This window comes from Streptomyces sp. NBC_00012, assembly GCF_045040875.1.
Lineage (GTDB): Bacteria > Actinomycetota > Actinomycetes > Streptomycetales > Streptomycetaceae > Streptomyces.
The window spans coordinates 1,541,354-1,554,083 of sequence record NZ_CP108309.1; the positions used below are offsets into that span (position 1 = coordinate 1,541,354).

Sequence of the window (12,730 nt, forward strand, 5' to 3'; positions counted from 1 at the left end):
TGACAACGCCCCTCAGCCGGCTGCCTGAGCCGTTCCGTCCTCCTCGTCGGCGCCCGCCACCGCGCCCGGCGCCGACAGCGGGATCTGCGGTCCCGAGCACTCCCGGAGCCAGCGCCGCAGCACCTCGTGCACCTGTTCGGCGCCGACCAGTTCCGTGTCCGGTGCCACCGGAGCGGACAGGTCGGCCGGCCACAGCAGGAAGGGCCTGGACTGCTCGCCGCCCAGGCCGCCGTGCGAGCCGATCTGCTCCTCGAAGGCGTGCACACAGCCCGTGGCGCCGTCGTACATCGAGTTGACCATGATGTCGGCGACGTGCGGGAAGGTATCGGTCCGCCGCACCGCCGCGGCCGCTCCGGGGCCGAACGGGGCCAGCGGCCCTTCCCCGTCCACCAGCTCCGACACCGGGATCTGTGCCCCGCCGCGGCCCAGCACCAACGATCCGTGCCGTTCGCTGCGGACCAGCAGGAAGCCGACGCCGGGATGGTTGGCGAGGGTGCCGAGCAGGGCGGGGTGGCTGCGGTCCAGCTGTTCGCGCGAGGCGCGTCCCCCGATGTCGGGGAAGGAGATCAGGCCGAGGTTCCCGGAGGCGAGGACCACCGGGTCGGACGGCGTCGCGAAAGGTTCCGCCACGCCCTCGGCGACCGGCCGGTGCAGGGCGATCCGTACCGCGTCACGCGCCTCCGAGGCGCTGCGGGTGCGCTGCGCCCGTCGAGACACGGGCAGCCCGCAGCCGGCCCGCACCAGGTCCTTGAGGGTCAGCCCGTACGCCCCCGCGAAGGTCTCCCCGGGGCTCTGCCCGTGGTCGGAGAGCAGGACGATCCGGTAGGTGCGCGGGGTGTGTTCGGCGACCTTGACGATCAGGGCGAGCGAGCGGTCCAGGCGTGCGAGGACCTTCTCCGCGTCGCGGCTGTTCGGTCCGGAGTGGTGCGCCACCTCGTCGTAGGCGACCAGGTCGGCGTAGACGGCGGTACGGCCGGCGAACATGTCCCCGATGACGGCGGAGACCACCACATCGCGTTCGACGACGGTCGCGAAGGCCCGGATGAAGGGGTACAGCCCGCCGCGCTTGATCCGGGGCGTGACCTTCCGTATCCGCGCCCGGGTCGACTGGCCGATCTCGCGGCAGACCTCGGCGACCAACGACAGCGCGGTGCGCACGGCGTTGGCGGGGTCGGAGAAGTACGCGAAGTATCCGGCCCTGGAGCGTCGGCCCCTGCCGAACCGGGCCGCCATGGACAGGACGAGCGCCAGCTGGTCGGCGCCGCCGCTGAAGAGGTTGCCGCGGCTGGCGCCGTCCAGGGTGAGCAGCCCGCCGTCGTGAGTGCGTGCGATGGCCCTGCGCTGGAGTTCGAGGGCGCTCGCGGGTCTGCTGGAGACCATCACGTCGCCGGTCTCCTTCTCGTACCAGCGGAAGGCGGGAACGTCGTGGTTGCTGCCGTGCAGGATGCCGAGCTGGCTGGCCCCGGTCTGGCTGGACCAGTCGGTGCGCCACGGGGTGAGCCGGTGCCCCTCCTTGTCCGCCAGCCACTGCGCGACGGTCGGCATCAGCCCTTCGTCGGCGGCGCGGGCGAGCACGTCGTGGCCGACGCCGTCGAGCTGGATGAAGACGGTGCCCGGCGGTCCGCTGCGCCCGCAGTCCGTTCCGGTGCGGCGCCGGCGGCGGACGGCCAGCCGGGAGAGCCTGCGCCGGTAGGCGTTGTCGTCGCGGACGGCGAGCGCCGTGGAGGTCGCCGAGGCGACGGCGGACATCACGGCCGCGACGACGACGGCCGTCTCCGGGTTGGCGGCGCCGCGCCCGTCCGGGATGAGCCGCAGGGCGAGCAGCAGCAGCGAGCCGTTCAGGAAGAAGACGAGCAGCCCGAGGACCAGCGCGGGCACGATGAGCAGCGCCCTGACCACGACCGGCCAGACCAGAGCGGAGAGGAGACCGAACGCTCCGGCGCCCCAGGCGGCGGTGAACGCGGTCTTGGTGATGCTGTCGCCGTCGTCCGACTGGAGCTGGAAGTCCGGCAGAATCCCGGCGAGTGCCAGCATCGTGAGCGTCGAGACCGCCCACACCACTACCACTCGCATCAGGGCGCTGCCGGCTGTTCGCCATCGCCCGTCACCCACGCCGTTTCCACCTCACGTCCGGCCCCCGCCGTTCCGGGCCTCGGCCCCAGCCTTTCACAGCGGGGCCGCGGGTCACGGCGGCCGGAGGGTCAGCAGCCGTCGTAGCCGGCGGTCGGCATGGAGAGCCTGCGGTGCACGCTCGCCTTCGTACGGGCGGTGTACGGCGGCTCGTCCAGCCCGGCGAGTTCCAGGCGCACGCCGCGCCGCTCACACTCCGCGGCGAACTCCGGCACCGAGGTGAGTGCCCGTGCCAGCACGCGGTCGTTGGCGGCGACGAACAGTTCGACGTCACCGCTCTCGACATCGGCCCACAGGGCGTGGTGGTCGGGGCGCAGTCCGTAGAGCCGCAGCTGCCGGGTGACGACGTAGCCCTTGTCCGCGGCCCAGCGGGCGCACATGTCCTGCTGGCCCCGGGTGTCCACGAGGAACGGGTCGCTGTCGAGCTCCTCCAGCGGTGTGAGGCTGGCGATGGCCGCCACCCGTACGTCCGTCACGTCCCCCATGACCGTCCCCCCGTGCTAGGCGTACCGACGACCCTACCCCCCGGCCCCCGGCGCAAGAAGGCGCGTGCCGGGACGGCAGGAGTGCGGAGCGCGGGCCCGGGACGCCTGCGCGCCCCCGGCCCCCGGCCCCCGGCGTGATCCGAACGAGAGGCCCTAGGCTCGGTGCCGGGGGCAGTATTCCGGAGCCCGGGAACGAGGAGGCGTCGCGTGCCGGTGGAAGTCACCTGGTGGGGTCATGCCACCTGCACCATCGAGGACTCCGGGGTCCGGGTGCTGACCGATCCGCTCTTCGTGCGACGCATGGCGCATCTGCGCCGCCGCCGCGGTGAGCTGCCCGGTCCCGAGGCCACGGTCGCGGATGTCGTGCTCGTCTCGCATCTGCACTCCGACCATCTGCATCTGCCGTCCCTGGCCCGGCTCGCCCCCGGCAGCAGGCTGATCGTGCCGCTGGGCGCGGTGCGCTCGGTGCCGGGGCTGCGGGGCCTGGGTTCGAAGCGCGGGCTGCGGATCACCGAGGTCGCCGCGGGTGACGAGGTCCGGGTCGGCGAGGTGCGGGTACGGGCGGTTCCGGCGATGCACGACGGCAGGCGGCTGCCGATGGGCCCGCACCGCTCCCCCGCGCTCGGCTTCGTGGTCGAGGGCGAGGCGCGGACGTACTTCGCCGGGGACACGGGGCTCTTCGACGGCATGGCCGAGGCCGTCGGGCCGGTGGACGTGGCGCTGTTGCCGGTCGGCGGCTGGGGCCCGTATCTGGGCCACGGTCATCTGGACGCGGGCCGGGCGGCGCAGGCGCTGACCTGGCTGGCACCGCGGTCGGCCGTACCGGTGCACTACGGCACGTACTGGCCGATCGGCATGGACGGGATCCGGCCGCACGAGTTCCACTCGCCGGGTGACGAGTTCGTTCGCAAGGCGGCGCTGCTGGCTCCGGAGGTGGCCGTGCACCGGCTGTCCCACGGCGAGCACGTGCGGCCGGAGGGTGCCAGGTGATCCAGGAGGTCGTGAGCCAGCTGCCCCCGGAGTCGACGCAGCAGGCGGTCGGCTACCCGTCCCTGTTCCTGCTGGTGGCGCTGGGGGCATTGGTGCCGGTGGTGCCGACGGGTGCGCTGGTGAGTTCGGCCGCGGTGGTGGCGCTGCATCAGTCGTCGCCGTTCTCGCTGCTGATCGTCTTCGCGGTGGCCTCGGCCGCGGCGTTCCTCGGTGACGTCTGTCTGTACTGGCTCGGCCAGCGAGGGGTGCGGTCGAAGAACGGTTCGAAGTGGCTGCGGACGATCCGGGACCGGGCCGCTCCGGAGCGGCTGGCGCAGGCGCAGCGGAAGCTGGACGAGCACGGGGCGATGGTGCTGGTGCTGTCCCGGCTGGTGCCCGCCGGGCGGATTCCGGTGATGCTGGCCTGCCTGCTGGGCCGGATGCCGCTGCGGCGGTTCGCCCGTGGTGATGTGCCGGCGTGTCTGGCATGGGCGGCGACGTACCAGTTGATCGGGATCCTGGGCGGTTCGCTCTTTCCCGAGCCGTGGCAGGGGGTGGTCGCGGCGGTGGGTCTGACGCTGCTCATCAGTGCGGCGCCCGCGGTGTGGCGGAACATGCGGACACGGTTCAGCCACTGATCGTGCGGGGGGCCGGCTCCAGCACCCGCGAGGCGCCGATCGGCAGGTCCCAGAGCCGGTCGCGGGGGTGCCCGGCCCGTTGCCAGGCGGTACGCAGCCGGGTCAGCGGTTCGAGCACGGGTTCGGCGGAGAGCAGGAAGGTGGCCCAGTGCATCGGCGCCATCGCACGTGCGCCGAGGTCCTCGTACGCCTGCACGGCCTCCTCCGGATCGGTGTGCACGTCACCGAGCCACCAGCGTGGTTCGTACGCCCCGATCGGCAGGAGGGTCAGGTCGATCCCGGGGTACCGGCCGCCGATCTCGCCGAACCAGTGCCCGTAACCGGTGTCCCCGGCGAAGTGGATCCGCCGGGCGTCGGGGCCGGGGGCGGTGATGATCCAGCCGCCCCACAGGGAGCGGCAGGTGTCGGTGAGGGTCCGTTTGGACCAGTGGTGGGCCGGCACGAAGTCGAAGCGGACCCCGTCGAGCTCCGCCGATTCCCACCAGTCGAGCTCGGTGACACAGGTGAAGCGGCGACGGCGGCACCAGCGGCCGAGCCCGGCGGGGACGAAGAGCGGGGTGTTTCTGGGCAGTCTGCGCAGGGTGGGGGCGTCGAGGTGGTCGTAGTGGTTGTGGCTGATGACGACGGCGTCCACCGGCGGCAGGTCCTCCCAGCGGACGCCGACCGGGGTGATCCTGGCCGGGGTCCCGAGGATCCGCCGGGACCAGACGGGATCGGTGAGGACGGTCAGTCCGCCGGCACGGATGATCCAGCTGGCGTGCCCGGCCCAGGTGACGGACGTGCCGCCCGTCGGCATGGCCGGAAGCGGTTCGGGGGCGTACGGGAGCCGGTGGATGCCGCGCAGTCCTTCGGCGTTGGGCCGCAGGGCGTGCTCACGGGCCAGCCGGGACATGCCCATGACACCCGGGAGCGGCGCGGTGAGCCGGTCCGCGAAGCTCCTGGGCCATTCCCGGACCTCACCGAGCGGACGCGGTCCGACGATCCGGCCGTGGGCTGCGCGGTGCGGCTGCGCGGTCCCGGTGCGGGAGCGCTCGGTCTGTTCCGTCATCGAGAGACTCCCGTCTCGCAGTTCTCATCGGAGTTCGTCGAGGGCCGTTGCGAAAATGCTCAGGGCCTCGGCCACATGCGGCAATTCCAGGGGCGCCACAGCGGTGAGTGACTCCAGTTTCTGTTCCGGGGCGGACCCGAGCAGCGACCCGGTGCCCAGCCGCACCCGCAGCGCCCCCAGTTCGTCACCGAACCGGTGCCCGCCCGGTGCCGGGGCGCCGAGACGTTCCGTCAGGTACTCCTCCAGCTCCAGCGAGTCCGTGACGCCACGGCCCGCCAGCCGGGATCTGAGCGGGCCGAGATCGGCGTACAGGTGCCGGCCCGCCTGCGGCGGCCTGGCCAGCGCGCCCGCCGCCAGGACCGCGCGGTGGGCCGCGCCGGCGATCCGCGCCTGGAGCGCGGCGGCCCGGCGGACCCGGTCCGTCACGGAAGCCGGTTCGCGCAGCGCGTGGGCGGCGGCCATGGCGACCGGCCCCGCGACGAGCGCGCCGAGCGCGGTGAGGATGTCGAGCGTACGGGCGTGGCGCACCGCCGCCCGTTCGGTGTCCGGGAACCGGGCGACCGCGACCGGCCAGGCGGACGGGGCCAGCGCTCCGGCGAGGTCGCAGACGACCGTGACGTCGTCGGGGCACATCTCGGCCGGGCTGAGCAGGACCGTGTCGTGCGGCCGGTGCAGTGTGTCGCGCCAGGTCTCGTCGCTGACGACGTGCAGCCCCTCGGCGATCGCCGCCTCGCACGCCTCGCGCACCAGCTCCGGCGGGGCGACGGTGGCCGTCGGGTCGTCGACGACGGAGATCAGCAGCAGCCGGGGCCGGCCGCCCTCGGCGCGCACCCTGCGCACGGTCTCCAGGAGCGCGTACGGATCGGGCACGCCACCGCACTCGGCCGGGGTCGGCACATGATAGGCGGGCCTGCCGAGCAGCCGGGCCTGCGGGATCCAGGTGGCGGGGCAGGGGCGCGGCATGAGTACGTCGCCGCCGTGCGCGGCGATCAGCGCGAGCAGCAGCGGCGATGCGCCCGGGGCCGCGGCGATGCGCTCCGGGCTGCCGGGCAGCCCGCGCCGCTCCCAGTAGGCGGCCGCGGCTGTGCGCAGGTCCCGGCCTCCACCGGTCGGTTCGGGTTCACCCCGGCCCGCCGCCGCGGCGAGCACCTCCGCCAGCTCCGGCAGCACCGGCAGACCCGGATCGGGGGCGGGCGGCCCGTACCGGACGGGGCCGCGGTCCTCACGTACGGAGCGCGCGCCGTCCCCGGCCCGTCCGGGCCGTTCGGTCCGCTGCCGCGCCATCCGGGCCTCCTTCGCCGCCGCCCCGTCACCCTGTCGCGCCGTCTCGCACTCAGGGCCCTTTATACGAGGGTTCGGCCGACCGCGCCCGCCGACGGAGCGGCGGGGCCCCGATGGGGCGGGGTCAGCCGGCGAAGGCCGCCTGGAACGTTCCGCGCCCCGCGTCCGGCAGCACCAGCAGCGAACCGGACAGCGGGTGCGGGGCGGTGAGCCCGGTGCGGGCGGTGGAGATGTACAGGTCGTTCAGGTCCCGGCCGCCGAAGGCGCAGGCGGTCGGGCGCCTGACCGGCACTGCGACGATCCGGTCCAGGGCACCGTCCGCCGTGTACCGGCGCACCGCCGCACCGTCCCACAGCGCGACCCAGACGGCCCCTTCGGCGTCGACCGTCAGCCCGTCGGGAAATCCCGCGCCCTCCTCGACGGTGGCGAACGGGCGCCGGTTCACCGCGTGTTCCCCGTCGAAGTCGAAGACGTCGATACGGCGCGTCGGCGTGTCGATGAAGTACATCAGCCGCCCGTCCGGGCTCCAGCCGATGCCGTTGCCGCACGCCACCGCGGGCAGCACGGCGGTCACCGCGCCGTCCGCCGCGACACGGGTGAGGCTGCCGCCGTCCGGGGCCGCGTCGTAGCGCATGGTGCCCACCCACAGCGCCCCGTCCGGCGCGACCGCCGCGTCGTTGCCGCGCCGGCCCGGCGCCGGATCGTGGACCAGCCAGCGGAAGGCGCCGTCGGCGTCGTACAGACCGATGCCGTCGCGCAGATTGACCACGAACCCGCCGCCGGTGCGCGGTTTGGCGGCACCGACGTGCTGTTCGGTCGCCATCACCGTACGACGGCCGCTCACCGGGTCGTAGGTGTGCACGCGCGCGGAGACGATGTCCACCCAGATCAGCCGGCCGGTGGCCGGGTCCCAGGTCGGGCCCTCGCCGAGCTCGGCCCGCTCGTGCACGGCGACGTCCAGGTGCGGTGTGTTCACTTCTGCCTCTCGTGACCGGAATATCGCACACACACTAATCCCGTTCTCCGGCCGCTCGACAGTCGCAGGGCGATGAGTGTGCTCTCCCGTCGGCCGGTTCCGCCCACGCCGTGGCGGGGTGCCCGGCTCCGGTTCCTCGTGCCGGGTGGTCGTCCGGGGCCGGGCCTGTCGAGCGCCCGGCTGAGCGGCGTGGTTCGAGGAGCCTGCCGACTCGGCGACAAAGGCTTTCCCGTCCGAGAGGTACGTTCAACTCATGCTGACAGCCACTCAGTTGAGTAATCACCTTCGGACGCACGCGCCCACGTACGTCGCACTCACAGCCGTCGTCGGCACGGTCATCGCCGGGCACCTCCAGGCACAGGGCGTCCTGGAGACGGGAGAGAGGCAGGCGGCCGGCGTCCGTGGCCCGGCAGGCACGGCAGGCACGGCACCAGGACCTCACGCACAAGCCTTGCCGCCCGCCCGGCAGGTCTCAGGCCTGTCGGCCGAGCAGTGCGAGGAGTCGGGTCTGCGGGTCGGCGTCGGGCGCGGTCTCCACGGGTTCGGCGAACAGACCGCTCTGCGAGAGGTCCTTCGCGTACGGTCCGACCTCACGGCGGGCGAAGTCGACCAGCCGGGCGGGCAGCCGCTCGTCGGCACCGATCGCCCGGGACAGATCCCAGGCGTGCACCACGGCGTCGGCCACCATCTGCGCGCAGTAGGCGTCGGCGGCGCTGTCCCCGTACGACAGGTTCACCGTTCCCTCCAGCGCACCCGGTGCTTCGAACGCCTTGCGCGCCCCGCCCGCCGCCCGGTCCCACGCGGCCACGGGGTCGTCGCCCAGCACATCGCCGTCGAAGGCGTCGCCGACCTCGGCGACGGTGCGGCGCCCGGTGACGAGCGCCGGCACCCAGAGCTGTTCGGAGGTGAGATGGGTGACCAGGTCACGGACGGTCCACTCGGTGCACGGCGTCGGTGCGGACCACTGGTCCTCGCGCACCGCGTGCACCCGGTCGGTGAAGAGCCGGAGCGCCTCGCCGTGGCGTTCGAGGATTTCGCTGACGGAAGCAGATGCCATGCGTCCACTCTCCCCGTCCCGGAGTCAGGACGCGAGTGCACATCGCCCATATACCGAGACGGGTATCTCAAACTCCGACACTCCGGCGTACCGTTTGCCGTACCGATCACCGCTTCGCGGCTCGCGTTTCCGGCACGCCCGGAACGCTTCGGGTCGCGTTCCGAGAAAGGATCCACGGCCATGCCGAAGGAGACCGCCGTCTACACCCACGGCCACCACGAGTCGGTGCTGCGCTCGCACCGCTGGCGCACCGCCGCCAACTCCGCGGCCTACCTGATCGACGAGCTCCGCCCAGGTCTGGCCGTGCTGGACGTGGGTTGCGGACCGGGCACCATCACCGCGGATCTGGCCGCGCTGGTGGCTCCCGGCCGGGTGACCGGCGTCGACACCACCGATGAGATCCTGTCCCAGGCGGCCGCGGTCGCGGCCGAACGGAGCCTGGAAAACGTCGAGTTCACCACCGCCGACGTGCACGCCCTGGACTTGCCCGATGACTCCTTCGACGTCGTCCATGCCCACCAGGTGCTCCAGCACGTGGGCGACCCGGTGCAGGCGCTGCGCGAGATGCGGCGCGTCTGCCGCCCCGGCGGCATCGTCGCGGCCCGCGACAGCGACTTCGCGGCGATGACCTGGTACCCGGAGGCACCCGGCCTGGACGACTGGCTGGATCTGTACCGCCGGGTCGCCCGCGCCAACGGCGGCGAGCCGGACGCGGGCCGCCGGCTGCTCTCCTGGGCCCGCCGGGCGGGTTTCACCGACATCACCCCGACCGCCGCCAACTGGTGTTTCGCCACCCCGGAGAGCAGGGTCTGGTGGAGCGGCCTGTGGGCGGACCGCACGGTGGGCTCGGTGTACGCGAAGATCGCCGTCGAGGGCGGCCGTGCGAGCACCGAGGAGCTGGCGGAGATCGCCGCCGCGTGGCGCGAGTGGGGCACGAGGGACGACGCCTGGTTCATGGTCCCGCACGGCGAGGTGCTCTGCCGGGCCTGAGCACGCCGCCCCGGGCCGAATCGATCACGCACCCAGGTGCCTCCAACTACCCTTGTCCGCATGGACATTCTGGGAACCACGCTGCGTATCTGCGTCGACGACCTGGAGGCCGCGGTGGCCTTCTACGAGGACCTCACGGGCAGTTCGGCGCTCCGTTTCGAGCGCGGTGGGGTCTCGGTCGCCGCGATCAGCTGCTTTCTCCTGATGAGCGGCCCGGAGTCGGAGCTGGAGATCCTGCGCAAGGTGACGGCGACGATCGCGGTCAAGGACGTCGACGACGCGCACGCCTCCCTGACCCGCGTCGGTGCCCGCGTCATCGCGGGACCGGTACCGACGCCGGTGGGCCGCAATCTGATCGCCGTGCACCCGGACGGCTCGGTCTTCGAGTACGTCGACCGGACCCTGCCGTCCGGCCCGTGACGGCCGGACGGCAGCAGTGCCGCCCCGTCAACTCTTGGGGCGCATACGGAAGTTGTACCTGTCGGGCAACGGCTCGTCCGTGAGCCGCGCCCATACCTCGTCCAGGATCTGCGCGCCCTCGCGCAGATCTTCGACCTCGAAGCCCTCGTCGAAGACGGCCCGGGCGGCGGCCCGGTCGTCCTCGGCGATCAGCAGCCGGGCCTCCAGCAGACGGAACCGGCCGCGCTGCCGGACAGCCGGAGGCAGGCCGGCCCATACGGACCGGGCCGCGGCGGTGCGCCCGGCCGTCAGCAGCGCCTCCACCGCCTCCCGGCCCAGCGCCGCCGCGGCCGCCGTCCATGCCTCGCCGTCGTCGCGGCGTTCCGCGCACAGGTCGTCGAAGGCCTCGCCGTAGAGGTCCGCGGCCCGGTCCCACTGCCGGCCCTCCTCGGCGGCGACGGCGAGACACCGCAGCAGCGGCCAGCGGGACGGGGCGAGAACCAGCCCGCGCTCCCAGCTGCGGACCGCCTGGGCGCGGTCACCGGCATGCCACTGGGCGACGCCGAGGTGGTACTCGGTGAGGGGTTCGGCGGGGGCGGTCTCCAGCATGTCCCGCCAGTGCGGGGAGACCAGGGACGGTCCGGGCGGGACCACCCGGCGCGGCTCGGGAAACGTGCCCTGGTCCAGCAACTCCAGCCAGGGCCCCTGCTGTTCGCCGAGGGTGGAGTCGGCGAACGGGGTGCCGGGAAGCTCGTACTTGCCCCGCCTGACCTCCAGCGCGCCCCAGCCCGAGCCGGTGGCGAGCGACTCACCGGGCTCGGTGTCGGCGCAGGGGCGCCAGGCGGCGTAGGCGGCCTCGACATCGGCGCGCGGCAGCGCCTCGGCGAGCCGCTGTTCGGTCTCGGAACGGGCCGCGGCCCAGTCCTCGCCGTGCACGGTGAGCGGGTCCGCGGACAGCGGCCCGTACGACTCCAGCCAGCTGAACTCGGCGCCCGGTTCGAGCGGGACGTGCTCCAGCTGGGTACGGGCGAGTCCGGCCTGGATCTCGGCGTATCCGACCGTGCCGGGCTCGGTGAGCCACTCCTGCCAGCGCCGCCCGCCCGCGCCGGCGCCCCAGAGGAACAGCTTGCGGCCGCGCAGCAGATCGGTCGACGTCTGGACGAGCCCGTGACCGTCCTCGTCGAGCGAGGCTATCCAGCGGCGGGCGCCGTCGGGCACCTCGTAGAAGTAGTCGGCGGGGAAGTCGCCGCGCAGTGGGTACGTCCGGTCGACGGAGCCGGACACCGGGACCGGGACCCGGGTCAGGGTCCGTTCGTACCCGAAGTGCCAGGCCTCGTCGGCGGGGGCGAGGACCCGGGTTCGTTCGCCTTCGGGTACGGCGATGTTGGACCACCAGTACACGGGCGCGGTGTGCTCGTGCGGGTTGCGGATCCGTACGCCGACGTGCAGGAAGTCGGAGTCCTCGGGCAGCCACAGGTCCACCTGGAACGGCAGGTCGCGCAGCCGCTCCCACTCCCAGAGGCGGACCATCTCGCCCCCGTCGGGCGCGGGCACCCGGGCCGCGTGGAGCGGGGCGCAGGACAGTGCGGTGTGGCCCGTGGCGCCGATGTTCCATTCGATGCCGCCGGAGAACCAGGCGCCGTTGAGCGCGAAGTCGGCGGGCTGCAGAACGGGGTTGCGGTAGAGGAGTTCCCGGCCGGTCGGCTTGTGGTGGAGCGAGTGGACGCGGCCACCGAGACCGGGCAGGACGGTGGCCCGCAGCCGGTCGTTCTCGATGACGATCGCGTCGAGTGCGGTGGGGGTGCGCTCACGCCCGTAGCCGTCGAGGATGCGCACCGGCAGCACGGTGGACAGCGGTTGAAAACCGATCTGGCGTGCCATGTCACGTGGCAGTGCGGCCCGGTCGCGTTCGTCGACCACATGCATCTCGTCGAGCGGCCGCAACGCGGGCAACGGATTCTCCGGACCCAGCGGCCCGGCGGGCAGGGTCAGTACGGCACGTCGTACGGTCGTGGCCAAGGCAACCTCGCTCCCTCACGCGGGCCGCCACAGGTCCGGGCGCCCCCGATGACCATGGAACACGTTCGGCAACGCTCCGGCCAGGGGCTTCGCTGTCAGACTTCGGCAAAGACGCACCGGGGCGGCTTCGGGGCCCGCGCCCCGCCCCGCCCCGCCCGAAAAATCGGGTGCGCCCCGCCCGCGTCACCGTAACCTTGGCCCTCGACGGGTATCGGTGGCAGTGGCCGGTGCGGCATGCCCGGACGGAACGCGGAGCGGAACACGATGAGCACACAGCACACCTACCGAGTGATCGTGCGCGGCACCTGGGACGGCCTGACGGACGAGGCCCGCGCCCGGCTGCTGTCCGAGGTGGACGAACACGGCCTGACCGCGATGCAGTTCTGCGAGGAGGGCTCGCTCACGTACGACCGTGTGCTGAAGCACTTCAGCTTCCGGTACGTGGTCGTCTCCGACGCCGAGGACGGCGAGGAGCTGGCGGCCGCGATCGCCGAGGACCGGGCCGAGACCTACCTGGACGAGCACGGGTACGGCCATGGCGCACTGCGGTCCACGGTGACGGACATGGACACCATGAAGATCAATTACAAGGGGCGGCTCGGCTCGGGGGCCGCCTGACGCCCGGGTCGCGCGCAGCGCCCCGGCGGCTGTCACGCCGCGCGGTGCTCCACGAACAACGGCTCCTCGCCGAAGCCGATCCGGGTGCCGCCGCGGCCGTCGGCCGTGCTGCCGTGCTGC

12 protein-coding genes are annotated in these 12,730 nt (G+C 73.2%); 5 read left to right on the plus strand and 7 right to left on the minus strand.

Annotation, left to right across the window (positions count from 1 at the left end; translation table 11 throughout):
* Nucleotides 1–12: 12 nt before the first annotated feature.
* A complete protein-coding gene (locus tag OHA19_RS07175) occupies nt 13–2,112 on the minus strand; it encodes an alkaline phosphatase family protein (protein ID WP_405718548.1) in 2,100 nt (699 codons plus the stop codon).
* 89 nt (nt 2,113–2,201) lie between these two features.
* Complete coding sequence (locus OHA19_RS07180; RefSeq protein ID WP_405749712.1) at nt 2,202–2,615, minus strand: hypothetical protein; 414 nt, start codon at nt 2,613–2,615, stop codon at nt 2,202–2,204.
* Nucleotides 2,616–2,822: 207 nt separating this feature from the next.
* On the opposite strand from OHA19_RS07180, the gene OHA19_RS07185 reads away from it, so the two are divergent.
* Both OHA19_RS07185 and OHA19_RS07190 read left to right on the plus strand, forming a co-directional pair.
* The gene (locus OHA19_RS07185) at nt 2,823–3,605 is read left to right on the plus strand and encodes an MBL fold metallo-hydrolase (RefSeq protein WP_405749714.1); all 783 of its coding nucleotides are present in this window, start codon (nt 2,823–2,825) and stop codon (nt 3,603–3,605) included.
* Nucleotides 3,602–4,222 carry a DedA family protein gene (locus OHA19_RS07190; RefSeq protein ID WP_405718539.1) on the plus strand — a complete coding sequence of 207 codons (621 nt, stop codon included), beginning with the start codon at nt 3,602–3,604 and terminating at the stop codon, nt 4,220–4,222. Before OHA19_RS07185 ends, OHA19_RS07190 begins: the two co-directional genes overlap by 4 nt.
* Here the strand turns inward: OHA19_RS07190 and OHA19_RS07195 are convergent.
* The 4 genes from OHA19_RS07195 to OHA19_RS07210 all read right to left on the minus strand — a co-directional run bounded on the left by OHA19_RS07195 (nt 4,212) and on the right by OHA19_RS07210 (nt 8,584).
* Nucleotides 4,212–5,270: an MBL fold metallo-hydrolase gene (locus OHA19_RS07195; RefSeq protein ID WP_405718536.1), complete on the minus strand. Its 1,059-nt coding sequence runs from the start codon at nt 5,268–5,270 to the stop codon at nt 4,212–4,214. The genes OHA19_RS07190 and OHA19_RS07195 overlap by 11 nt on opposite strands.
* Nucleotides 5,271–5,294: 24 nt before the next feature.
* Nucleotides 5,295–6,554 carry an aminotransferase class I/II-fold pyridoxal phosphate-dependent enzyme gene (locus tag OHA19_RS07200; protein ID WP_405718534.1) on the minus strand — a complete coding sequence of 420 codons (1,260 nt, stop codon included), beginning with the start codon at nt 6,552–6,554 and terminating at the stop codon, nt 5,295–5,297.
* 121 nt (nt 6,555–6,675) lie between these two features.
* Nucleotides 6,676–7,527, minus strand: a complete 852-nt coding sequence (locus OHA19_RS07205) for an SMP-30/gluconolactonase/LRE family protein (protein ID WP_405718532.1) — start codon at nt 7,525–7,527, stop codon at nt 6,676–6,678.
* 472 nt (nt 7,528–7,999) lie between these two features.
* Complete coding sequence (locus OHA19_RS07210; RefSeq protein ID WP_405718530.1) at nt 8,000–8,584, minus strand: TIGR03086 family metal-binding protein; 585 nt, start codon at nt 8,582–8,584, stop codon at nt 8,000–8,002.
* Nucleotides 8,585–8,764: 180 nt separating this feature from the next.
* Here OHA19_RS07210 and OHA19_RS07215 point away from each other — a divergent pair, with 180 nt between their 5' ends.
* Together OHA19_RS07215 and OHA19_RS07220 are read left to right on the plus strand one after the other, a co-directional pair.
* Complete coding sequence (locus OHA19_RS07215) at nt 8,765–9,574, plus strand: methyltransferase domain-containing protein (RefSeq protein ID WP_405718528.1); 810 nt, start codon at nt 8,765–8,767, stop codon at nt 9,572–9,574.
* A gap of 60 nt (nt 9,575–9,634) precedes the next feature.
* Complete coding sequence (locus OHA19_RS07220) at nt 9,635–9,994, plus strand: VOC family protein (RefSeq protein WP_405718525.1); 360 nt, start codon at nt 9,635–9,637, stop codon at nt 9,992–9,994.
* 27 nt (nt 9,995–10,021) lie between these two features.
* Here the strand turns inward: OHA19_RS07220 and OHA19_RS07225 are convergent, their stop codons facing one another.
* Nucleotides 10,022–11,992, minus strand: a complete 1,971-nt coding sequence (locus OHA19_RS07225) for a DUF5107 domain-containing protein (protein ID WP_405718523.1) — start codon at nt 11,990–11,992, stop codon at nt 10,022–10,024.
* A 264-nt stretch (nt 11,993–12,256) separates the two neighbouring features.
* Between OHA19_RS07225 and OHA19_RS07230 the strand changes: the two genes are divergently transcribed.
* Complete coding sequence (locus OHA19_RS07230; protein WP_405718521.1) at nt 12,257–12,610, plus strand: DUF6204 family protein; 354 nt, start codon at nt 12,257–12,259, stop codon at nt 12,608–12,610.
* The last annotated feature ends 120 nt before the right edge of the window (nt 12,611–12,730 follow it).